General features: G+C 57.2%; 26 protein-coding genes. 4 read left to right on the top strand and 22 right to left on the bottom strand.

What is annotated here, in order from left to right; genetic code table 11:
- Positions 1 to 13: 13 nt before the first annotated feature.
- On the bottom strand, positions 14 to 1,591 hold the full coding sequence (locus tag H4684_RS08990; RefSeq protein ID WP_192623484.1) for a LysM peptidoglycan-binding domain-containing protein: 1,578 nt from the start codon (positions 1,589 to 1,591) through the stop codon (positions 14 to 16).
- Positions 1,592 to 1,766: 175 nt separating this feature from the next.
- Here H4684_RS08990 and H4684_RS08985 point away from each other — a divergent pair, with 175 nt between their 5' ends.
- Positions 1,767 to 2,525, top strand: coding sequence for a TrmH family RNA methyltransferase (locus H4684_RS08985; RefSeq protein ID WP_092190902.1), 759 nt, complete (start codon positions 1,767 to 1,769; stop codon positions 2,523 to 2,525).
- 9 nt (positions 2,526 to 2,534) lie between these two features.
- Here H4684_RS08985 and fliQ read toward each other — a convergent pair whose 3' ends face one another.
- The 11 genes from fliQ to era all read right to left on the bottom strand — a co-directional run bounded on the left by fliQ (position 2,535) and on the right by era (position 10,015).
- Positions 2,535 to 2,804 (bottom strand): flagellar biosynthesis protein FliQ, encoded by a 270-nt coding sequence (gene fliQ / locus H4684_RS08980; RefSeq protein ID WP_092190689.1) that lies wholly within the window; start codon positions 2,802 to 2,804, stop codon positions 2,535 to 2,537.
- A 20-nt stretch (positions 2,805 to 2,824) separates the two neighbouring features.
- Positions 2,825 to 3,616, bottom strand: a complete 792-nt coding sequence (gene fliP, locus H4684_RS08975) for a flagellar type III secretion system pore protein FliP (protein ID WP_225940336.1) — start codon at positions 3,614 to 3,616, stop codon at positions 2,825 to 2,827.
- The gene (fliO, locus tag H4684_RS08970; RefSeq protein ID WP_192623482.1) at positions 3,552 to 3,839 is read right to left on the bottom strand and encodes a flagellar biosynthetic protein FliO; all 288 of its coding nucleotides are present in this window, start codon (positions 3,837 to 3,839) and stop codon (positions 3,552 to 3,554) included. The genes fliP and fliO overlap by 65 nt, the downstream gene beginning before the upstream one ends.
- 61 nt (positions 3,840 to 3,900) lie before the next feature.
- Positions 3,901 to 4,467, bottom strand: coding sequence for a flagellar motor switch protein FliN (fliN, locus tag H4684_RS08965; RefSeq protein WP_192623481.1), 567 nt, complete (start codon positions 4,465 to 4,467; stop codon positions 3,901 to 3,903).
- 9 nt (positions 4,468 to 4,476) lie between these two features.
- Entirely contained in the window at positions 4,477 to 5,454 is a 978-nt protein-coding gene (gene fliM, locus H4684_RS08960; protein WP_092190681.1) for a flagellar motor switch protein FliM, read from the bottom strand.
- An 18-nt stretch (positions 5,455 to 5,472) separates the two neighbouring features.
- A complete protein-coding gene (locus tag H4684_RS08955) occupies positions 5,473 to 5,988 on the bottom strand; it encodes a flagellar basal body-associated FliL family protein (RefSeq protein WP_092190679.1) in 516 nt (171 codons plus the stop codon).
- A 35-nt stretch (positions 5,989 to 6,023) separates the two neighbouring features.
- Positions 6,024 to 6,752, bottom strand: a complete 729-nt coding sequence (locus tag H4684_RS08950; protein WP_092190677.1) for an OmpA/MotB family protein — start codon at positions 6,750 to 6,752, stop codon at positions 6,024 to 6,026.
- Entirely contained in the window at positions 6,752 to 7,588 is an 837-nt protein-coding gene (locus tag H4684_RS08945; protein ID WP_192623480.1) for an OmpA/MotB family protein, read from the bottom strand. Before H4684_RS08945 ends, H4684_RS08950 begins: the two co-directional genes overlap by 1 nt.
- Positions 7,589 to 7,607: 19 nt before the next feature.
- The gene (locus tag H4684_RS08940; protein ID WP_092190673.1) at positions 7,608 to 8,363 is read right to left on the bottom strand and encodes a motility protein A; all 756 of its coding nucleotides are present in this window, start codon (positions 8,361 to 8,363) and stop codon (positions 7,608 to 7,610) included.
- A gap of 22 nt (positions 8,364 to 8,385) precedes the next feature.
- Complete coding sequence (locus tag H4684_RS08935; RefSeq protein WP_092190671.1) at positions 8,386 to 9,081, bottom strand: YggS family pyridoxal phosphate-dependent enzyme; 696 nt, start codon at positions 9,079 to 9,081, stop codon at positions 8,386 to 8,388.
- A 16-nt stretch (positions 9,082 to 9,097) separates the two neighbouring features.
- Positions 9,098 to 10,015 carry a GTPase Era gene (gene era, locus H4684_RS08930; protein WP_092190669.1) on the bottom strand — a complete coding sequence of 306 codons (918 nt, stop codon included), beginning with the start codon at positions 10,013 to 10,015 and terminating at the stop codon, positions 9,098 to 9,100.
- 126 nt (positions 10,016 to 10,141) lie between these two features.
- Here era and topA point away from each other — a divergent pair, with 126 nt between their 5' ends.
- Positions 10,142 to 12,382 (top strand): type I DNA topoisomerase, encoded by a 2,241-nt coding sequence (gene topA, locus H4684_RS08925; RefSeq protein ID WP_192623479.1) that lies wholly within the window; start codon positions 10,142 to 10,144, stop codon positions 12,380 to 12,382.
- Here the strand turns inward: topA and H4684_RS08920 are convergent.
- Positions 12,379 to 13,266 (bottom strand): DUF2156 domain-containing protein, encoded by an 888-nt coding sequence (locus H4684_RS08920; protein WP_092190665.1) that lies wholly within the window; start codon positions 13,264 to 13,266, stop codon positions 12,379 to 12,381. The two genes, topA and H4684_RS08920, sit on opposite strands and share 4 nt — an antisense overlap.
- A gap of 150 nt (positions 13,267 to 13,416) precedes the next feature.
- Here H4684_RS08920 and recJ point away from each other — a divergent pair, with 150 nt between their 5' ends.
- Positions 13,417 to 15,150 carry a single-stranded-DNA-specific exonuclease RecJ gene (recJ, locus tag H4684_RS08915; protein WP_318779627.1) on the top strand — a complete coding sequence of 578 codons (1,734 nt, stop codon included), beginning with the start codon at positions 13,417 to 13,419 and terminating at the stop codon, positions 15,148 to 15,150.
- Between the two features lie 59 nt (positions 15,151 to 15,209).
- Positions 15,210 to 15,584: a DUF3568 family protein gene (locus H4684_RS08910; RefSeq protein WP_092190661.1), complete on the top strand. Its 375-nt coding sequence runs from the start codon at positions 15,210 to 15,212 to the stop codon at positions 15,582 to 15,584.
- Between the two features lie 54 nt (positions 15,585 to 15,638).
- Here the strand turns inward: H4684_RS08910 and H4684_RS08905 are convergent, their stop codons facing one another.
- From H4684_RS08905 to rpmJ, 9 genes are all read right to left on the bottom strand, one after another.
- Positions 15,639 to 17,066, bottom strand: coding sequence for an ASKHA domain-containing protein (locus H4684_RS08905; RefSeq protein WP_192623478.1), 1,428 nt, complete (start codon positions 17,064 to 17,066; stop codon positions 15,639 to 15,641).
- A 65-nt stretch (positions 17,067 to 17,131) separates the two neighbouring features.
- Positions 17,132 to 18,178: a selenide, water dikinase SelD gene (gene selD / locus H4684_RS08900; protein WP_092190657.1), complete on the bottom strand. Its 1,047-nt coding sequence runs from the start codon at positions 18,176 to 18,178 to the stop codon at positions 17,132 to 17,134.
- Positions 18,175 to 19,092: a selenium metabolism-associated LysR family transcriptional regulator gene (locus H4684_RS08895; RefSeq protein WP_192623477.1), complete on the bottom strand. Its 918-nt coding sequence runs from the start codon at positions 19,090 to 19,092 to the stop codon at positions 18,175 to 18,177. The genes selD and H4684_RS08895 overlap by 4 nt, the downstream gene beginning before the upstream one ends.
- Positions 19,093 to 19,176: 84 nt before the next feature.
- Positions 19,177 to 19,599, bottom strand: coding sequence for a 50S ribosomal protein L17 (rplQ, locus tag H4684_RS08890; protein ID WP_192623476.1), 423 nt, complete (start codon positions 19,597 to 19,599; stop codon positions 19,177 to 19,179).
- Positions 19,589 to 20,635 carry a DNA-directed RNA polymerase subunit alpha gene (locus H4684_RS08885; RefSeq protein WP_092190651.1) on the bottom strand — a complete coding sequence of 349 codons (1,047 nt, stop codon included), beginning with the start codon at positions 20,633 to 20,635 and terminating at the stop codon, positions 19,589 to 19,591. The genes rplQ and H4684_RS08885 overlap by 11 nt, the downstream gene beginning before the upstream one ends.
- 12 nt (positions 20,636 to 20,647) lie before the next feature.
- The gene (gene rpsD / locus H4684_RS08880) at positions 20,648 to 21,274 is read right to left on the bottom strand and encodes a 30S ribosomal protein S4 (protein WP_092190649.1); all 627 of its coding nucleotides are present in this window, start codon (positions 21,272 to 21,274) and stop codon (positions 20,648 to 20,650) included.
- Positions 21,275 to 21,286: 12 nt separating this feature from the next.
- Positions 21,287 to 21,676 (bottom strand): 30S ribosomal protein S11, encoded by a 390-nt coding sequence (rpsK, locus tag H4684_RS08875; RefSeq protein ID WP_015774916.1) that lies wholly within the window; start codon positions 21,674 to 21,676, stop codon positions 21,287 to 21,289.
- An 18-nt stretch (positions 21,677 to 21,694) separates the two neighbouring features.
- Positions 21,695 to 22,066 carry a 30S ribosomal protein S13 gene (gene rpsM / locus H4684_RS08870; RefSeq protein WP_092376959.1) on the bottom strand — a complete coding sequence of 124 codons (372 nt, stop codon included), beginning with the start codon at positions 22,064 to 22,066 and terminating at the stop codon, positions 21,695 to 21,697.
- 15 nt (positions 22,067 to 22,081) lie between these two features.
- Entirely contained in the window at positions 22,082 to 22,195 is a 114-nt protein-coding gene (gene rpmJ / locus H4684_RS08865; protein WP_081434451.1) for a 50S ribosomal protein L36, read from the bottom strand.
- Between the last annotated feature and the right edge of the window lie 34 nt (positions 22,196 to 22,229).

Below are 22,229 nucleotides of genomic sequence, written 5' to 3'. Positions count from 1 at the left end.
AAGGACGCGAGTATCAGCGGTAGACCTTGAGCCGGTCTCCCGGACGGATATGACCATTCTTCGCCAGGTTGTTCCAGGCCAGCAAGTCGGAGGGGGTCACCCCGAAACGCTTGGCAATACCCCACAGACTATCCCCCGGTCGAACCTTGTAGTTGACCAGCCTCGTGCGCACCGCATCAGCACTGGCCTTGGCGATCTTGACTTCGGCGCTGCCGGCATCGGGCACATAGAGCTTCTGGCCGACGCGCAGCACCGCGGAACGCTGGATGCCGTTGGCCTTGCTCAGTGAAGCCGGATCGGTCTTGAACTGTTTGGCGATGGACCAGAGCGTGTCTCCCTCGCGGACCAGATAATTGGCTCTTTTGGAGGCCCACTTTCTGGCATCAGCCACTGAATCGGAATCGGACGCCGGACCCTGACCGGGTATGCGCAACGCCTGTCCCACCTTGAGAGCCTTGGTCCTGCTGACATCGTTGACTTGCTGCAAGACCGCCACCGATACATTGTACTTTCGGGAAATTCCCCACCAGGTGTCCCCGGGCTTGACCCTGTGGGATGCGTAGCGGACCTGCCTTGCAGTCACGGGGCGTTTCAGGAAATCCTGGGCCTTGGCCACGAGATGGCCGGGGACCGCGACCTTGACGGACCTTCCGGGGGGCGATTCCTGCTTGCGAAAAGAGGGGTTGAGCTCCCGAAAAGACTTCCAGTCCATGCCCACGCTTTGGGACAGCGCCAAAAGATCCGTTTCCGGCTTGACTTTGAGCATGACCGGAGCAGCGGAACGTTTCTCCATGTCCAGAGGTTCAAAACCCAATTTTTCCAGATTCCTGGCAACCTTGACCAGGGCAAGAAACTTGGGAACGTACAGCTTGGTTTCCTTCTTCAGATCCTCGGAGGCCTCGCACAGGCTGAAAAAATCCTCGGTGCCCGTCTTTTTCAGGGCGCGGCCGATGGCGCCTTCGCCTGCATTGTAGGCGGCCAGGGCCAGGGACCAATCCCCGAAATCCCCGTACAGCTTCTTCAGGTAGGCAATGGCGGCCTCGGTGGATTTGTGGGGATCACGGCGCTCGTCCACCCATTTGTCCACGGTCAACCCGTAGTTGATGGCGGTCCGGGGCATGAATTGCCACACGCCGCACGCTCCAGCGTGGGATTGGGCAAAAGGATTGAAGCCGCTCTCGGCAAAAGGCAGATAAATGAGGTCCTCGGGCAAGCCCTCGGCCAGAAAGCGCTCCCGGATGTGCGGCAGATAGAGCTGGGCCCGCTTGAGCCAACCCGTCATCGTGCCCCGCTGAACGTGGGTGTAGTAGTGAAAATAGCGCTGGACATCCTCGTTTTCCTCGGTATCCAGACCGATATGAAAGGATATCTGCGTATCGAGGATTTTCTGCTCCTCGGCGGACAGGGATTCGGCGTCGGGAAGTTCTTCTCCATCCGGCAGGACATCGAGCGGGTCGACATTGTCGACCGGACCACAGGCCTCCGGAGCGCCTTCCTTGACCGCAGCATCCTGCGGCGGCATATTTTCGGCGTTCTGACTCGCCATGCCGGAACCGTCCGGGAACGGTCCCTGGGCTTTCTTGACGGGCATGCAACCCGCCAAGACCAGCATGATAAGGAGCAGAACTCCACGTATATGAAATGTCAAAACAATCTCCTGGTCACAAGTTGGCCACTGGCCCGAGCAAAACGGGCGAGCGAGATCGAGCATTTTGACCTGCTACAGAAAAAAAAATCAAATTGCAAATCCGAACCAGGGACTCATCATGGATCAACAACCACACGAAAAATCCGACACCAATGCCCACCTGACTCCCGGCCGCAAACCGGTCCTTGAACTCCTCGCCTCACGGCCAGAAGCCCTGGACACGGTGTTCCTGTCCGAAGATGCCGCGGGCCTTGGCGACGTGATCGGCAAATGCCGCGAACTCGGGGTACGCTTCCGCAAAGTGCGGCGCCCGGACCTGGACCGCATGTATCCCGGAAATCACCAGGGAGTGGTAGCCCGCCTGCGCGGCCGACAGCTCGTCGAATTGGAGGAACTGATCGCCCGGGCCTGCCGGAGCACGTTTCCGCTCATCCTGGCCCTGGATCAGGTTCAGGACCCGGGAAACGTGGGCACGCTGGCGCGCACCCTACTGGCCCTTGGCGGGGCCGGTCTGCTCTTTCCCAAGGATCGCACGGCCTTCATCGGCCCGGCGGCCGCCAAAGCCGCTGCAGGGGCGCTCGACAGCCTCCCTCTGTGTCAGGTGGTCAATCTGGCCCGGGCACTCGATGCGTGCGCCGAGGCCGGACTTGCAATCTATGGATCGGGCACCGGACCCGAAAGCCGGGACCTCTTTCAGGCCCGTCTGCATTTCCCGGCGGTGCTGGTACTCGGCAATGAGGACAAGGGCATGCGTCCCAATGTGGGCAAGCGCTGCACGGAAAAGCTGTCCATTCCCATGCAGGGCGGATTCGATTCGCTGAACGTGGCCCAGGCCGGCGCCATGATCATGACGGAAATGTTGCGGCAGAGGCTGTAGGGGGGCGGGCTATTTGATGTATTGAGGAAAATTCAGGAAAATCTCCTGGGTGTACGTGATCATCTTGTCCATGATCCAGGGGAAGGATATGAGCAGCGCCAAAAAAACGGCGATGATCTTGGGCACGAACGTCAGGGTCATTTCCTGAATCTGTGTCGCGGCCTGAAGTATGCTCACGAAAACACCCACTCCCAGTCCCACGCCGAGCATGGGCAAGGCGATGACCAGAGTCAGTTCAATGGATTGCCGTGCGAAACCGATGACAAATTCGGGGGTCATGCTCCACTCCTGATCAGGGGCTAGATAAAACTGTTTACAAGAGAGCCTATTATCAGATTCCAGCCATCCACCATGACGAACAGAAGAATCTTGAACGGCAGGGAAACCATGACGGGCGGAAGCATCATCATACCCATGGAAAGAAGGATACTGGCCACAACCATGTCCAAAATGAGAAATGGTATGTAAATCAGAAATCCAATCTGAAATCCCGTCTTGAGCTCGCTGATCACGTAGGCAGGCACAAGAACCATGGTCGGCACTTCATCTTTGTTCTGCGGCCTCTCAAGACCCGTTATCGAGAAAAATACCGAAAGATCCTTTTCCCGGGTATGCTTGAAAAGAAAAGTCCGCAGCGGTGTTTCAGCCCGCTGCAAGGCTTCCCCGTAGCCAATCTCTTCCTTGAGATAGGGTTGCAGGGCCGTATCGTTGATGGTGCGTCCCGTAGGCATCATGATGACCACGGTCATGAAAATGGCCAGGGAGGCCAGCACCTGGTTGGGCGGCATCTGCTGGGTTCCCATGGCCTGACGCAGAAAATGGAAGACGATGATGATGCGGGTGAAGGACGTGACCGTCAGCATGAAGGCCGGAGCCATGGACAGCATCGTGAGCAGGGCCATGATCTCCAGAGCAACGGCCACTTTCTGGGGCTCGGCCTGTCCGCTGGAAAGCTGCAAGGAAAGAGATGGAAGATTGGGCCCGTCGGCGGCCAAGAGCAAAATAGGAAAAAAACAGAAAATCAGGCTAGGAAGGAGTATCCTCCCCAGTTTCCTGGTCCAGTGTGGTCTGAAAATCCGGGATCGGTTCATTGTCTGCCTGGTGCTCCGCTATCAAGTTGATTCCGTTGTCGGTGACGCCCAACACCAGAAGCTTATTCAAGAAGCGGACCACCACCAGCTGCTTGCGCGGACCCAGGGCAACTCTTTCCTCCACCCTCAGGGCGCCGGAACCCCGGCCCTGCAGCCGTGCCGCCAGCCCGAAGCGCTTCAGGAGCGCGAGCGCAAGGAAGATGAGCCCCAAAATAAGTAGCAACGCCGCCGCCATTTTGACCGATGCAAGTCCTAGTCCCGCACCGGCGCCTGTCAAAGTCGCGTTATCCAAGTTGCTTGACCCTCTCGATGGGGCTGATGATGTCGGTCAGACGCACCCCGAACTTTTCGTTGATGACCACGGCCTCTCCGCGCGCCACGAGCTTGCCGTTGACCAGTATCTCAAGAGGTTCGCCGGCCAGCTTGTTCAATTCTATGACCGAGCCCTGCCCGAGCTGCAGCAGTTCATTGATGAGCAGCTTGGTGCTTCCGAGCTGGGCCGAGACCTCAAGCGGGATGTCGAGGATGAAGTCAAGGTCCTTGCGCAGCCCTTCGGGCCTTGGCGCCTTGGCTTCCGCCGTCAAATCTTTGTAATCGAAATCCTTGCTCTGGGCGGCGAGCTGCTTCTGCTTCTTCTCATGCTGAATCTTGGTCTCCTCCTCGTCTGCCAGAGCCTTGGCCCATTCGTCGGCCAGGGCCTGATCGGACCCGCCGGAGTCCTGTTCCTGCAACGCCGAACTCCAGGCATCGGCCAGGTCTTTCTCGGCCCCGCCGCCTTCAGCCTCCGCCTCACCCTGCTGTTCCAGGGCCGCGGCCCATTCCGCCGCCAGCTTGTCCTGATCTTCGACCATACCGTTCCCCTAGTAATTGAGTTCCTGTTCTTTGACGATCTTGAACGCCTTGTTTCCCTTGACAAAACCCGGAAGTCCGAAAAATTTGAGTATCCCGTGGATCCGGCCCGAAAGCATGTCGTCCTCGTCCTGGTCCAGCATGAGTATGTCGCCGACCTTCATGTCGAGAAGCTGACGTCCGGTGATCTGCGTCGTGCCGAACGTGACGTTCAGATCGACGGGCGTCTCCATGAGCCGGTCCCGGAAACGGGAAATCCAGGCATGGTCGATTTCCAGACGCTCGGTCTGGAAGGCGGCGTACAGCTTCGACCTGATGGGCTCTATGGTGGCATACGGCAACGCCAGAACCATGGACCCCAGGGCGTTCTCCAGTTCCACCTCGAAAGAGATGACCACGACCACGTCACTGGGAGGGACGATGGTGGCGAACTGCGGGTTGATCTCGGAGCGCAGCAGCTCGATGCTGACCTCGTGCACCGGCCGCCAGGCGTCTTCCAGGTTGGCCAGGATGATCTTGACCACCTTGACGATGATGGACTGCTCAATGGGCGTGAAATCGCGGCCCTCGATCTTGGGCTGACTGCCCGCGCCGCCAAAAAAATTCTCCACCAGGGAAAACACCAGCCTGGTGTCGACCACCAGCAGCGCGTTGCCGCGCAGGGGGTCGATCTTGAAGATGTTGATGCTCGTCGGCACGGGCAGCGAGCGCATGAAATCCCCGAACTTGGACATGTCGATGGAGATCGGGTTCACATCCACCCGCTTGCGCATGGTGTTGGCCAAGGCGCTGGTGCAGAGTCTTGAGAAGCGGTCGTTTATGATCTCAAGCACAGGCATGCGACCGCGGATGATCCGGTCCTGATTGGCCAGATCAAAGGCCACGAAGCCCTTCGTGTCAACGGCCACCTCTTCTTCGGTCTCGATCTCCCCGCCCGAGATTCCCCGGAGCAGGGCATCGACCTCGTCCTGATTGAGGATCTTGCTCATATGCTGCCCACCAGTCGCTTACTGGACCACGAATTCCGTAAAATAGACATTGCGCACCTTGTTCTTGCCGATAATCTGGTTCAGTCGGCTGACGATGTCGTTTTTCAGCTCGATCTTCTTGTCCATGCTGCTGATATCGGCAAAGGACTTGCTGGAAAGCAGGAGCAGCAGGGTATCCTTGACCTTGGGCATGGCCGCGGTCAATTCCGCCGCCACCGCCGCGTTGGCCACTTCAACATCCAGCGTGGTTTTCAGGTATCTACGCCCCATGGGATCGGACAGGTTGACCACAAAAGAGTCAAGAGTCACCAATTGTCCGCCCTGCTCGGCCTCGGCCTTGTGTTCCTCGGCACCTTCGGCGGTTGCGTTCTCGGCGGTTTCCCCTGCCGTCTTCGGCTGCAGAAAGAACTTCCACGCCGCAAAACCACCCCCACCCAGAACGCCAAGGACAACGAGCGCTATGATAATGAGCTTGAGCTTGCCGCCCTTTTTCTTTTCAACCTTTTCCGGTGTCGCCGCTTTTTTTTCGGCCATATATTCCTCCTTTTTGATCCATGCGAAAAACGGGCCTAAAGATACGTTCTTCCCGTGGTTTTGAGTAAAATCTCCACTCTCCTGTTCTTGGCCCGGCCTTCCGGAGTGGTATTGTCACCCAGGGGAAAAGCCTCGCCGTAGGCGGAAACGGAAAAACGCCCGGGATCGAAACCCTGCTGCAAAAAGAAACTCAGCACGGACATGGCCCGCTCCGAGGACAGCATGTAGTTGTCTTTTTGACCCGCCGGGACGTTGTCCGTGTATCCAGCCACATTGATCGGCATGGTCACGGTGGCCAGAAAGCGGGAGAACTCCGACAGAAGCTTGCGGCTGTCCTGGGTCAAGGCACTTTCTCCAACGTCAAAAAGGAGACCGTCGGAGAGAACGAGAGCGATTCCCTCGGGCCTCACCAGAATTCGCAGATTCTCGTCAAGGGTGCTCCTGGCCATGCCTTCGGGCATGACCTCGTCCGGAAAAAGCAAATCCTTGATGCGTTGCGGATCGTGCAGGGCTTCGGCCGGGTTCTCGATGATCACATTCATGAACTCGAACCGGGTCGTCAGCTTGCCCGCCCCTTTTTTCGGAGCCAGCCCCATGTCGCCCACGAAGTGGGAGACCACGTCGCGCAGTATGGACTTGTCCATGGACGACATGGACAAAAGCAACACAAAGAAACTCAGCAGCAGGGTCATGAGATCCGCAAAGGTGACCAGCCAAGACGATCCCGGCGAATCGAGTTCGGCGCGTTTTTTCCTGCGTGCCATCAGGGTTTTCCCGGCAGGTCGAAGCGGAACAGAAAATCCTTGATCCGGTAGCTGTCCGTAGGCTTTTGAGCGGAGTCTTCGCGCACGGCCTGGGCCGCCATCTCATGGCTCCAGCTGCCGATACGCCGATCCAGGGTGATTTCAACCCGCCGATTGGTCAGCCTCTCGCCAGGGTCCTCGGTGGTCACGCGTGGCCGAAAACGGCCAAAAGCCTCCAGGCGCAGCTTCTCGGGCTCGACGCCCGTCTCGACGAAATACTTGTACACGGCCATGACCCGCGCCAGGGAGAGCTCCCAGGAAAAATCGACCTTGATCCACGGCTTGGCCAGATAGTCAGGGCCAAACTCGTCCATGCCGTCCGAGGCGTGCCCAGACAATCCAAGCGGATGAGCGCTTTCCATGACCACGGGACGCAAACGGTCCAGAAGCGACCGCCCTTTCTCCGTGAGTTCCGAGGAACCTGGGGCAAAAAGGGCATCGGCCCCGATGGACAGCCGCTGCATGAAGCGGTTGGATTCGAAGCGCAGATCCTTGTCCGGGTCTTCCCAAAGATGCTCCTTGACCGGCGAGAGATCCTTGAAAACGTTGATGGGCCCGGGGTCGACCTGGGTCCTGGTATCCACCGTGGTCAGATCGCTCATGCTCGGCGCACCGGTGCCGAAGGTACCGGAAACGGAACCGATGGCGACTTTGCGTTTATAGATGTCCGTGAGGGAGGCCATGGACACGAGCACAATGAAAAACGTCATCAGCAGGGTGACCAGATCCGAAAAAGTGATCATCCAGGACGGAACCCCCGGTTTCGACTGCTCGGTTTTCGCCCTCTTACTGATCATGCTCTTCCCCCGTCCAGGTTCAGGACCTGACCTTGCGCTCCTTGGGAGGCAGGTAGCTGTTCAGCTTCTCTTCGAGAATGCGCGGGTTCTCCCCCCTGGAAATGGACATGATCCCTTCCAGGATCATGGTCCGGATCAGGACTTCCTCGCGGCTGCGGGCCCGCAGTTTGCCGGCCATGGGGTTGAAAACGAGGTTGGCGAGGATGGCGCCGTAGAAGGTGGTCAAAAGGGCCACGGCCATGGCCGGACCGATGGTGCTCGGGTCGTTCATGCGCTTGAGCATGAGCACAAGGCCTATGATGGTGCCGATCATACCCATCCCGGGGGCCAGGGTTCCAAAAGTCAGCAGTATCTCGGCGCCTTTCAGGTGGCGCTCCTCAAGACACGAGATTTCGGTCTCCATGATTTCCTGGATGAGCTGCGGATCAAGGCCGTCCACGGTCAATTGCAGGCCCTTGCGCAGAAAATCATCGGGAATGTTCTTCAGGTGCGCTTCCAGGGACAGGATTCCCTCGCGCCGGACCCGGGTTGCGTAGTCGACAAACTGGGCGATGAGCGCCGCCGGGTCGTCGGCCTTGGACATGAACGTCTTCCTGATGATGCGGGCCACGCCAAGAACGCTCTCCAGGGGATGGGTCACCAGCACCGCGCCGATGGTGCCACCGACCACGATGAGCAGTGAGGAAAAATCCAGAAAAAGAAAGCCGTCACCACCCAGAGCGGCGATGACCAGCCCGAAGGCGACCAAGATTCCGATGATTGTGGCCAGATCCATAAAACATCCGTCCCCAGGGCCGTTAGTTTGAGCCGCGTTCTCCAAATATTCTGGTGCCAATGCGCACCAAGGTCGCTCCTTCCTCGATAGCCGCCTCGAAATCCCCGGTCATGCCCATGGACAATTCAGGCAGGGCAAGGCCGAAGCCTGTGCGCAAGGTTTCGGCAAGTTCCCTCAAACGGGCGAAATAGGGACGCGCCCGATCAGGATCGTCAAAAAAAGGAGGCATGAGCATGAGTCCCCGCCAGCGCAGATTCGTGCCGCGCGCCAGAAATTCCGCCAAAGGCGGCAGCTCCGACTCCAGAATGCCGCTTTTCTGCTTTTCCTCGGCCAGATTGACCTGCACCAGCACGTCCTGGACCACATCCATCGCTTCGGCCTGACCATGCAACGAGCGGGCCAGTTTCAGGGAATCCACCCCGTGAATGAGGTCGAACCGGCCGACCACGCTCTTGACCTTGTTGGTCTGCAGATGCCCGATGAGATGCCAGGAAATCTCACGCGGCAGGATGGCCATCTTGCCGAGGGCCTCCTGCACGTAATTTTCGCCGAACATGGGCTGTCCGGCCTCGAAAAGAGTCCGGATGTCGTGGGCGGAATGCAGCTTGGAGACGGCCAGCAGACGCGCGTCGGCCGGGTCCCTTCCGGCCCTGCGGGCGGCCGCGGCCATCTGCTCCAGAACTTTTTGCCACCGGTCGGTGATGCCTGGCTGATCCATGGATGCTCCCCCTGCCCTAGGACCCAAGGCCCAGGGAAGTCATGAACTGACCGTCCTCGGTCCAGCCTTCGCGCACCTTGACCCAGAGTTCCAGATGCACCTTCGTGCCGAGCAAGGTCTTGAGTTCCTGCCGGGCCTGCTGGCCGACAACTTTCAGATTCTGCCCCTGCTTGCCCACGATCATGCCCTTGTGACTGTTTTTTGACGTATAGATCATGGCCCCGATCATGGTCATGTTCTGTTCCGGCAATTCTTCCCAGGTTTCGATTTCGACGGCCACGTTGTAGGGCAGCTCCTGGTCCAGAGCCAGGAAAAGCTTTTCACGGATGATCTCCGAGGCCATGAACCGGACCGACGCCGTGCTCAGCTGATCTTCGGGAAAGAGCGCCGGACTGAGCGGCAGGAAGTTGCGGATCACGGCCAGAAGGGCGTCAACGCCAACCCCGGTGCGGGCCGAGATGGGCACCAGTTCCACTCCGGGCCAACGCTCGGCGCAGTCGGCCAAAAGTCCGAGCAGGCGCTCCTTGGGCTTGATCTGGTCGACCTTGTTCAAGGCCACGGCCATGGGCACGCCAAGAGAACCGATCCGGGCGGCCAGGGGACGCAGGTCACGCTCCAGGGCTTTTTCGTTGCCCGCGTAGCGGGAGCCGTCGAGGAACAGGATGACTCCGTTGGCCTCCTGCAAAGCGCCCCAGGCGGCATCGACCAGAAAACGGTTCAGCTTGCCGCGCGCGGTATGGACGCCGGGGGTGTCCAGAAAAATGATCTGCTCTTCGGCGGTGGTGTGAATCCCGGTGATGCTGGTGCGGGTGGTCTGGGGCTTGGGAGAGACAATGGCGATCTTTTCGCCAAGGACCTTGTTCAAAAAAGTGGATTTTCCCGCATTGGGAGGCCCGACTAGGGCGATGAATCCTGCTCGATAGGTAGGGGACATGGGTTCCATATGATCTTTGTAAAAGGATACCGACGGGTTGAAATTCAGCCTCGGGGAAGCATTCGGGATTTGCGGGAATTATCCCTTGCCCTGCGCTTCGGAATCTGGATATAGCCCCCAAACATTATGGGCAAGGACTTAATCATCGTAGAATCACCCGCCAAAATCAAAACCATCAAAAAGTTTTTGGGCGGCGGGTATGAAGTGGAAGCATCCGTGGGACACGTGCGTGACCTGCCGACCAAAACCCTGGGCGTTGACGAAGACAACGACTTCGCCCCGGACTATCAGATAATCCCTGGCAAGGCCAAGGTCGTCAGCAAGCTCAAATCCGCCGCCAAGGCCGCGGACACGGTCTATCTGGCCCCGGACCCCGACCGCGAGGGGGAAGCCATCGCCTGGCACGTGGCCGAGATCATCCGGACGGCCAACCCCAACGTGAAGCGCATTCAGTTCAACGAGATCACGGCCAAGGCCGTCAAAGAGGCCCTGGCCAACCCCACGGAACTGCGCAAGCCGCTTTTTGACTCCCAGCAGGCCAGGCGCATCCTGGACCGCCTGGTAGGCTACAAGATTTCTCCGCTGCTCTGGAAAAAAGTCAAACGCGGTCTGTCCGCCGGGCGTGTCCAGTCCGTGGCCCTGCGTCTCATCGTGGACCGCGAACGTGAGCGCCAGGCCTTCATCTCCGAAGAATACTGGCTCTTCAAGATCACGGTCCAGGGCGAAACGCCCCCGCCCTTCGATGCCGACCTGTGGAAAGTGGACGGGGAAAAGCCCGTCATCGGCGACGAAAAGACGGCTCTGGCACTGGAGAGCCGTGTCAGCGGACTGCCCTACGTGGTCCAGAACATCGTCGAGAAGGAACGCCAGCGCCACCCGCGCCCGCCGTTCATCACTTCCACCCTGCAACAGGACGCCAGCAACAAGCTCGGCTTCAACGCCAAACGGACCATGTCCGTGGCCCAGCGCCTCTATGAGGGCGTGGAGCTTGGCGAACGCGGAACCACGGCGCTCATCACCTACATGCGTACCGACTCGGTGCGCATTTCCGATGAAGCCCGGGACGGCGCCCGCGAGTGGATCATCAGCACCCTTGGGCCGGAATTCTATCCCGCCGAGGCCCGGGTCTACAAAAGCAAGGGCAGCGCACAGGACGCGCACGAAGCCATACGTCCCGTCGATCCGAGCCTGACTCCCGATTCCATCAAAAACAACCTGCCGCCCGAACAGTACAAGCTCTACAAGCTCATCTGGGAGCGCTTCATGGCCTCGCAGATGGCTTCCGCACGCTTCTGGGACACGGTAGCCACCATTGAGAGCGGCCCGGTCCTGTGGCGCGCCAAGGGCGAGCGGCTCGTCTTCCCCGGATTTCTGAGGATCTGGCCCCAATCCTCGGACAGCCAGAGCGCCCTGCTGCCGAAACTTGTGGCCGGGCAGGAACTGAGCCTTGAGAAACTGCACAAGGAACAGAAATTTACCCAGCCCCCGGCACGTTTCTCCGAAGCGTCCCTGGTGCACAAGCTCGAAGAACTGGGCATCGGCCGTCCCTCGACCTATGCGGCGATCATCTCGACCCTGACCGAGCGCGACTACGTCCACATCGAGGAAAAACATTTCCAGCCCACGGATCTTGGCGTCATTGTCTGCGATCTTCTGGTGGAGCATTTCGCCCACCTCATGGACGCCGGATTCACGGCGCGCATGGAAGAAAGCCTCGACCATGTCGCCGAGGGCGAATCGGACTGGGTCGCCCTGCTCCGGGATTTCACCCTGGACTTCAACCCGACCCTGGACAAGGCCCGCGAGAACATGACCCAGGTCAAGGCCGGCATGGACACCGGCCTGTCCTGCCCGCAATGCGAGGACGGACGACTGGTGGTCAAATTCGGCAAGAACGGAACCTTTCTGGGCTGCGCCAATTATCCCGCCTGTTCCTTCACCAGCAACTACATCCGCAACAGCGCCGGAGAAATCGAACTGGTCAAGGAAGAGGCTCCCGAAGAACTTGGTCCCTGCCCCAAGTGCGAAGACGGACGGCTGGTGGTCAAAAAAACCAAGACCGGCGGCAGATTTGTGGCCTGTTCCAACTATCCCGCCTGCCGCCACACCAAGTCCGTAAGCACCCACGTGGCCTGCCCCAAGGACGGATGCGACGGCGAGCTGGTCGAAAAAACCAGCCGCCGCGGAAAGCCCTTCTATTCCTGCAGCAAATATCCCAAATGCGATTACGCGGTCTGGGACTTTCCTGTAGCCAAGCCCTGTCCCCTGTGCGAATCCAAGATTCTGGTCCGCAAGGAGACCAAGGCCAGAGGAGTGCACCTGGCCTGCCCGGTCAAGGATTGCGGATACTGGGAAAAAGAGGACTAGCTTAGGCCGCCGCGCATGCAGACCCTGTATTTCTTCAGAAACTCCACCGGGTTGTAGCTGAGCTTGGCCTTGCGCAGCCCTTCGTCGCCAAGGTCCTGCTCACGATTCACGATCTGAAAACCCTGGCAGCACCGCTCCAGAAAAATCTGGTTGATGGCCTGGTACACCCCCTTGAAATTGGGGCATCCCTTCTCAAAATGGATGACCACGGTCGTATCGTCCAGAGCCTCCGCGATGGTGTAGGCGATCATCTTTTCATCGACCACAAGTCCGCCGCCGATAAGTCCTTCCAGCCTTGACCAGTCATGCATGACCTTGACGATGGCCCGGTTTTCCGCGTCCAGGGTCTGATCGTTTTCGCTGTTGCGCCACAAGAACCAATCCGTCTGCAGGGCCAGAGCGAATTCCACGGTTTTTTCATCCAGAGGCACGAACTTCGCGTCATGGTCGCGCATGAACTGGTTGAGCAGATTCTTCTTGTTGTGGAATTTTCGGCCCTTGAGTTCGGTCAACTCACCAACATCATACAGATAATCCCAGTGTTCCCGGCACTCCTCCACCTCAACCCCAGGCAACCGCTGCTCCCAGATGAGCTTCAATTCCTCGGGGATGCGGATGAAACAGGTGCTCTGCGGCAGATCGTCCTGCAAGGCGGCCCAGTCGGCCTTCTCCCAATCACCGACCGGAGCCCAGTACATGGTCTGCGGAAAAGTCTGCCTGATGAGTACGTAGTCATCCCTGAAAGACCACTCCAGGCCGTACTCCCGGCCCCAGCCCCAGAGGTTGATGAAACTGTAATCCGACGGCTTCTGGGCGCACTGCGCCAGACGCCGGTTATATTCTTTCTGCCCGTCAAGAGTGATGGGGCGAAACGATTTTTCCATGGGTCCTTCCGATATAAGTTACGCAACAATTACGGTCATTTTGATCAGATTTAAAAACTCAAGAAATCAAAGCTCTTGCAGTTGAGGAAAAAACAATTATACTTTGTAACCCGTGGATGTCAAAGCACGTCACCCCAATTTTCCGGAAGCATGAAACTTATGTCAGATACCCAGGCCGCCTGGAAACTCAAAGCTCCGGCTCCCGAAGCCGCTCAAAACCCCGCCCAACAGCGAGACATCGCCGAACGCCTTGAAGTGAGCCCCCTGCTGGTCCACCTGATGTCCCTGCGCGGTCTGGCCAACGAATCCGACATGGACAAATTTCTGAGCCCCGGGCTTCGCTATCTGCATCCGCTGGACAAATGGCCCGGCATCGAAGCCGGGGCGGCTCTGATCTGCAAGGCCGTCGAGGAAAACCGCAGGATCGCGGTCTGGGGAGACTACGATGTGGACGGAATCACTGCCACAACGCTGGTCAAGGACTTCATGGCCCGGCGGGGCGTTGAAATCAGTCATTACATCCCCGACAGACTGGACTTCGGTTACGGGCTGCATGTGGATGGCATCCGCGAGTTGGCCGCCCAAGGGATCGGACTTCTGCTGACCGTCGATTGCGGCATCGCCAACAACGAGGAGATTCGCGAAGCCAGGGCGCTTGGGATGCAGGTCATCGTCACCGACCATCATCTGCCCGGCCAGGAACTGCCCGAAGCCGAAGTCATCATCAACCCCAAGCTCGAAGGATGGCCCACTCAGAACCTTGCCGGAGTCGGAGTGGCCTTTCTGCTCATGGGCGCGGTCAACCGCCTCCTCCCCGGGGCCGCGGCGGACATCCGCGATTTTCTTGACCTGGTCGCCCTGGGCACAGTCGCCGACGTTGTCCCCCTGGATGAACAGAACAGAATTCTGGTCAAGAACGGCCTTCTGCTGATCAAGGAAGGACGCCGTCCCGGCATCCAGGCCCTGAAAGAAATCAGCGGTCTTGCGCCGGACGACAATGTGGGTACGGGCTCCATAGGCTTTGCTCTTGCGCCCCGCATCAATGCCGCGGGACGCATCGGCGATCCGGATCTTGCCGTCCGCATGCTGCTGGCGAAAGATCCGGAAGAAGCAAGGCAACTCGCCACAAAGCTCGACAAGCTCAACGCCAAGCGCAAACTCGAAGAACAGCGCATCCTTGAAGAAGCCATCGCCCAGGCCGAGTCGCAGCTTCACCTGCCTGGTCTGGTGCTGCATTCCGAACACTGGCACTCAGGCATCATCGGCATCGTGGCCTCGCGCATCGTGGAGCGCTTTCATCGCCCGTGCCTGATCCTGACCAAGGAGAACGGAATCTTCAAAGGCTCTGGCCGTTCCACTCCCGCCTTCGACCTGTACCAGGCCCTCTTGTCCTGCAAGCAGTGCCTCTACAAATTTGGCGGACACCGGCAGGCAGCGGGACTCAAGCTGGAACCCTTCCAACTGGCGAATCTGAAAAACCTTTTTGCCTGGGCCGTGGAAGAGCAACTGGGATCCAACCCGGCCCCGCCGGTCCTTGAACTGGACGCGGAACTGCCCTTCGCCCTGATCACGGCCACATTGCTCAAGGAACTCGAACTGCTTCAGCCCTTCGGCCAAGGCAATCCCAGACCCATTTTCCTTTCCCCGCCCCTGAACATCCTCAAGCATCGTTTTTTCAGCCAGAAAAAACATCTGGAGCTGCACTTGTCCGACTCCAGTGACGGCACAAACATGCGCGCCGTGGCCTGGAGACAGGGCGAACGCTGGCAGGATGCCTCTTTCACGGGCAGGCAGATTAAAATCGCCTACACACCGCGCCTGTCGAAATTCAACGGCTTGCAACAGATCGAACTGGCCGTGCAGGATATCCTGTCTCTGGAATGAGCGCGCTTTTCTTTATCCCCAAAAACACGTAGACAGCAGCGAAAATCACGGAGGAACATATGAAAGCCCTCAAAAATTTATTGATTATTCTCGTACTGTTAAGCACTGGATGTGCGGCATTGGTAGTCGGAGGGGCGGCAGCCGTCGGAACCTATACGTATGTCGCGGGAATGTTGCAGCGAACCTACAACGCCAATCTGGACACCACGTATCAGGCCACGCTGGCTGGTTGCGAAGCTCTTGGACTGCCCGTTCAGGACAGGCAAAAGCAGCTCAGCAAGGCTTCGGTCAAGGTCGTGGACGGGGACCGGGATGTCTGGATATCGCTTACCGCCCAAAGCTCCACCACCACCGAAGTCTCGGTCCGGGTCGGGTATCTTGGCGACGAGCTTGCGTCGCGGCGCATTCACGAAGCAATTCAGGCCCGATTGTAAAACGAAAGCCCCCGATCACCGGGGGCTTACCTGAACCTTTCGCCGCTTCGCCCTTCAAACCCAGGCAAAACGCATGGCCTGCATGAAGTCGGATCCGAAATCCTCCCTTTCCACCAGACCTTCAACAACCACCCGGCCGGGCAAACAGGCCAGCCAGGCACGGATATCCTCCCGCTCCAGCGCCAGAACAGTTCCGGCCAGGGCCGTGTTTCCGGCCACCTCGATTTTTTCGCGCCAGGCCTCCGGCAAGAACCCAAGCGTAATCAAGTCAGAGGGCTCTGCGTGTTCTCCCAGCGCCCCGGCCAGATAAATCCGCGCCACGTCTCCTTCCAGCAATCCAGCGCGCCGGACCAAGCTGCGCAGGGCCACGTTGACTCCCGCCTTGGCTTTGAGAAATTCTTCGATATCACGCTCCGCCACGAATACCCCCGGCTCAAGGTCAAGGATACGACCGAGCCGGTGCGTACGAATGCGTTCTGATATCTTGCGGGCCAAAGGCATCGTCGCGGCTTGAAAATGGCCGGCCTCATCGAGCACGCCAAGACGCCGCAGCAAAGCCAAGATCGAGGCGTAGCCAGTTCCGGAGATCCCGCTCAAGGGCGTACCGACCCATTGCATCCCCGAGGGGCCGAGGGCGACGCGACTGAGCACACGTTCACCGGCCGTGGCTCCGCAGCACAGACCCACGCCTTCGATGGCCGGTCCCATGGGAACGCTGCATGCAAAAAAATGCTCTGCATCAAGCGCCAGAACGAATTCCCCGTTCGTGCCAAGGTCGGCAAGGAGAAACGGATATTCCGGCTCAAGAGTTGAAATATAGGCCAGACCCGCGCTGATGTCGGCCCCGATAAAAGGGCTGAGCAATGGCGGGATATAGGCGGCAGGCAAGTCGCCATCAATGCTGACCGTCTCGCCGCCCTGCCAGGGCAGGCTGTAGGGTGCGTAGGCCAACCCACCGAGCGGAACATCCAGAAGAGTCGCGATCATGGTGCTGTTGCCGCACACGGCCAGAGAAACGGCACCGCTGCGACGCACCAAATCCCCGAGAACCCGGATGACCGACTGACGCAGATGGGCGCGTGCCGAATCCGAAGAGAGCGCGTATCTGAGCCGGGACATGACTTCGCTGCCGACGCCCATCTGCGGATTGATCGTGGCAAACTCAGGACTGTGCCCAGCCTTGGAACTCAGCGACCATTTTATGCGAGTCGTGCCGATATCAACGGCCAGGGACTCACCTCGCGAGCCGGCAAGCGTCGCTGGAGCAAAGTCGGGCACCTCGATGCCGCACGACTCCAGCACCACATGCTTGCAGGACAGGCGCCAACCTTGCGACAGTTCTTCGGAGTCAAGCCTCGCCTGATCATCCGCGCACGGCGCGGGAGGGGAGTCCAGAAAGCGGATTCTGCACTTGCCACAAAGCCCCGTGCCTGCGCACAGCTCACGGCCCTGGCTGATGCCGGTCTCAAAAAGCAAGTGCAAAAAAGACTGCCCAGGCTTGGCCTGAGCGGCAACCGCAATTGCTCCGGCCTGATGGATAACAACTTTCAACACAGCAAAAGCCGTTTCCCATCGCCGCGCGGCGGCTCCACGACCCCGATCTCGGCCGCCATTTCGCCGCCATCACGCAGCCACGCACGCACGTCACCGAGCAACTCAGGCGGCACGCCAAGGAGCATTCCGCCTGAAGTCTGCGCATCATACATAAGATCAAGCAACACGGGATCAAGTGCGGACGAGGCTTCAACCGTCTTGTGGCAAAAATGCTTGTTGGCGTGACTGCCAAGGGGCAAAAGACCTACCCGGGCCAGATCAAGGGCGTGATCCATGATGGGCACGGAAGAGACGTCTATCGATATGGAACAATCCGAGGCTGTGGCCATCTCAAGAGCATGCCCCCCAAGACCGAAACCGGTGATGTCCGTTGCGGCCTTGAGCCTGAATCTGGCAACCGCTTCACCCGGAACACGGTTGAGACGTGACGCCCAGCGGTACACATCATCCTCAAATCCGTCACATCCCTCCCAATTCCCTTTGATGGCCGTTGCCAAAACGCCTGTGCCGATGGGCTTGGTCAAAATAAGGACATCTCCAGGGCGCAGGCCAGCGTTAGTGGCATATCTGTCGGGATCGACAAAACCTGAGACCGACAATCCGTATTTGATCTCTTTGTCCTGGACGCTGTGTCCGCCAACCAGCATGGCTCCGGCCTCCTGGACCTTGAGCAGCCCGCCGCGCAGGATTTCGCGCAGTATGGAAACATCCATGGTCGCAATGGGAAAACACACGATGTTCATGGCCACATACGGAACACCGCCCATGGCATAGACGTCGGAAAGCGAATTGGCCGCCGCGATTTGGCCGAACCTGAACGGATCGTTCACGATAGGCGTAAAAAAATCCAGAGTCTGAACCAACGCCTTGCCGTCGGGAAAACGCACGATGGCTGCGTCCTCGCTGTTTCCCATTCCGGCGAGAATCCGCTCATCACTCTCGAAATTCAGTCCAAGCAATGCCTGCTCCAAGTCCCCTGGAGCCAATTTGGCAGCTCAACCTGCTGCGCTTACCGTTTGAACCAGTGGCGTATTTTTCACGGTTTAGACCTCACAGCGATGTTCTGGGCGTTGTTCTTTAAAAATTCTATCAGCTTGATGGCAGCAGGAAACAGGGATCTCTTCCTGTTGAAAACGACATGGAAGGACCGCTCCATCTGCAAACCGGGAAGGTCAACGGCCACCAAGGCTCCTGTCGCAAGCTCGTCGTGGATGGTGATGGCGGAGGTGATGGAAGCGCCCATGCCGGCAGAAAGACAGCGAGACATGGCACCGGCGTTGCGAACCATGATGACCGTCCGCAAGGAATGAATGTCGATACCGAACTTGGCGATGCTCTCGGCCATGGCCACGCGCGTCCCGGAGCCTTCCTCGCGCATCACCCATGGCAGGGCTCGCAAAAGATCATCCTCCGAAAGATGGCGATGTTTTGCGTAGAGTGCCGGAGTCATGGCCAGGACAAGGGAATCGCTCGCAATCTTTTCATAGTGAAGGTCGGGAGATTCAAAAACAGCGCCGACCACCCCAAGCATTAGTGCGTTGTCACGTACTTGCGTAACGATATCCTCGGAGTCGCCTATGCGCAAATCCATTATCACTTCCGGGTAATTCTGCCAAAATTTTGCAAGAATTTCCGGCATGATGTAATTTGCAGGAATGGTGCTTCCGCCCAGATCGAGTTTGCCGGTAATGCGATCCTGGAGTTTTCTAAGCTCGGAAATCGCCAATTCGGAGGCTTCAAAAATCTTCTTGGCATGCTCATAGAGCACTTCCCCGGCTTTTGTAGGAACGACACTGCGGCCGATTCGGTCAAAAAGCTGCACTTCAAGTTCCTGCTCCAGCGAAGCAACATGAGCACTGATTGTCGGCTGAGAAAGGTACAGCGACTTTCCCGCCTTGGAGAAACTGCAGTGTTCGTAAACCTTTGAAAATGCCTCAATTTTGCGAATATCCATATATACCCATTCCTAGTATAGATAAAAACAATGCATCATGGCAAAAAATAAGGCAGCCAGGCTGCCTTACTTATTTATGTCTGTCTAAGCTTCTTCAGTAGCTTCCGGGGTTGCGGCCTCGGAACCGGCTGTTTCAGCAAACTTGTCGCTCAAACGGGTGAATTCGATAAGAGCCATGGGGGCGCTGTCGCCAACACGAGGAATACCGAACTTGACGACTCTGGTGTAACCGCCAGGAACTTCCTTGAAGCGGGGACCAATTTCATCGAACAGCTTTTTTACACTGTGATGGCTTCCCAGAACCGTAAAGGCCTGCCTGCGAGCATGCAGGGTATCCTGAAGTGCCATCGTGATGAGCTTGTCAGCAAAGATGCTCAGTTCCTTGGCTTTGGCTTCAGTCGTACGAATCCGCTCATGTTCTACCAAAGAGCGAGCCATATTTTTCATCAGGGCCTTGCGGTGCTCCCACGTGCGACCCAGTTTTCGACCAGCTTTTCTATGCCTCATCTTCTTCGTTCCTCTTTAACCAATCCTGGTACAATTCGTCAAAATTATCGACTCTGATTCCGAAATCCAGTCCCATGCTCTCAAGAACCCGGCGAATGTCTTCAAGAGACTTGCGACCGAAATTCTTGGTCTTCAGCAGATCAGCCTCGGTCTTTTGAACCAGTTCGCCAACAATATGGATGCCGGCGCTTTTGAGGCAGTTGCTAGCTCTTACGGGAAGTTCAAGATCTTCGATGTTCTTGAAGAGATTTTCGTTGATCTTGTCCTGGGGCTTGGATTTGGCCTTCTCGATATCAGCCGAGCCTTCATCGAAATTGATGAAAACAGTCAACTGCTCTTTCAGAATCTTGGCACTGAAAGCCAAGGCATCATCCGGAGTGATGGAACCGTCGGTCCAAACCTCGATGATCAATTTGTCATAATTGGTCATCTGCCCGACACGAGCCTGCTCCACTGCGTAAGCAACCTTACGGATGGGAGAAAAGCTCGAGTCTAGGGTGATAACACCGATCTCGCTGTCCAAGTCCTCGTGCATCTCGGCGGGGACATATCCCTTGCCCATGCGAAACTCGAGGTTCATGACCAAATCGATATCTTCGGACAGAGTCGCGATATGCAACTCAGGATTGAGTATCTTAATATGCTGATTTTCAACAATTGCAGACGCCGTGACTTCGCCTTTGGCATTGGCGATGAGCTGAACCCGCTGTGGCTCGGGAGTGTTCATGGCCACACGCAATTGTTTCAAGTTCAGAACTATGTCGGTGACGTCTTCATTGACGCCGGGAATGGTTGTGAATTCATGCTGAATGCCCTGAATATTGACCGACACCGGAGCCGCGCCCTGAAGAGAAGAAAGAAGAACCCGACGCAATGCGTTTCCAATCGTGGTGCCAAAACCTCTTTCCAGAGGCTCACACACGAATCGACCGTACATATCATTGCACTTCGGATCTTTTTCAAGTTGTTCCGGTCTGACAAGCTCTGCCCAATTTCGGACGTAAACTTTTTTGTCTCCGCTATACGTAGAACTCATGTTTACCGCCCTTTATTTGGAGTAGAGTTCGACAATCAACTGCTCTGTCATGGGGAACGTGATATCTTCCCTTGTGGGAAGAGCCTTTACGGATCCCTTGTAGGCAGGAGCATCAATCTCAAGCCATGCAGGTACGCCGCGACGCGCGACAACTTCCAAAGCTTCGGTGATGACAAGGTTCTTCTTGGTACGATCCCGCACCTCGAGAACATCACCGGACTTCATCTGAATCGAAGGCACATTAACGCGACGTCCATTGAGCGTGAACAGACCATGGCGAACCATCTGGCGAGCCTGGCTGCGCGAATTGGCGAATCCGAGCTTGTAAGCAACGTTGTCGATACGCGTTTCAAGCAACATCAGCAAATTCGTACCGGTGATTCCCTTGCGACGCTCTGCTTCCTCGAAATATCTGCGGAACTGACCTTCAAGGATACCGTACATCTTCCTTACTTTCTGCTTCTCGCGAAGCTGCAAGGCGTAATCACTGGGTTTTTTGCGAGCCTTTCCATGATCGCCGGGCGCGTAGGCGCGACGTTCGAAAGCACACTTATCAGTATAACATCTATCGCCTTTGAGAAAAAGCTTTCCGCCTTCTCTACGGCATATTCTGCACTTAGGGCCTGTATATCTAGCCAAGGTAAATTCCCCCTATACTCTACGACGTTTGGGCGGACGGCAGCCGTTATGCGGAATGGGAGTCACGTCGCGGATGAAAGCGACACGCAAACCTACAGCATTGATTGCACGCATTGCGGACTCGCGTCCAGAGCCAGGTCCCTTCACAAGAATGCCAACAGAGCGCATTCCGCACTCCATGGCCTTGCGGGCGGCAGTTTCAGCGGCCTTCTGGGCAGCGAAAGGGGTGTTCTTGCGGGAACCCTTGAAACCGGAAGCGCCGGAACTCGCCCAGCTGATTACGTTACCCGTCGGATCAGTGAAGGTAATAATCGTATTATTGAAGGTGCTGTTCACATGAGCAATACCCGTAGGGATATTTCTCTTTTCCTTTTTCTTTATTACTCTCTGCGGTCTTGCCATTTGTCTGTCTCCACCCAGTTACTTTTTCTTCTTACCAACAATGGCTCTGCGTGGGCCCTTACGAGTGCGCGCATTGGTATGCGTGCGCTGACCACGACATGGCAAGCCGCGCCTATGTCTCAAACCTCTGTAGCAACCGATATCCATAAGACGCTTGATATTGGCCACGATCTCACGGCGCAAATCGCCTTCGACCTTATGACTGGTTTCCAATTCTTTACGAAGCGTGTTGATATCATCACTAGTGAGATCGTCACTGTTTTTAGTCCAATCAATACCTGTAGCATCAAGGATTTTAAGAGCTGTAGCTCGGCCGATGCCATAAATATATGTCAATGCAATATCTAGCCTTTTGTTTCTCGGCAAATCTACACCAACTAATCTTGCCACAATATCCCCCTATCCTTAACCCTGTCTTTGTTTATGCCGCGTATTGTCACAAATCACTCTAAGCACGCCTTTGCGCTTGATAACTTTGCATTTGGGACAAATTTTGCGAACTGAAGGTCTAACTTTCATTGAATCCCCCGAAGATTTTCAATTGAAACTCAAG

The sequence above is a fragment of the Desulfomicrobium macestii genome, from assembly GCF_014873765.1.
Lineage (GTDB): Bacteria > Desulfobacterota > Desulfovibrionia > Desulfovibrionales > Desulfomicrobiaceae > Desulfomicrobium > Desulfomicrobium macestii.
This window is presented reverse-complemented; position numbering and strand designations above follow the sequence as displayed.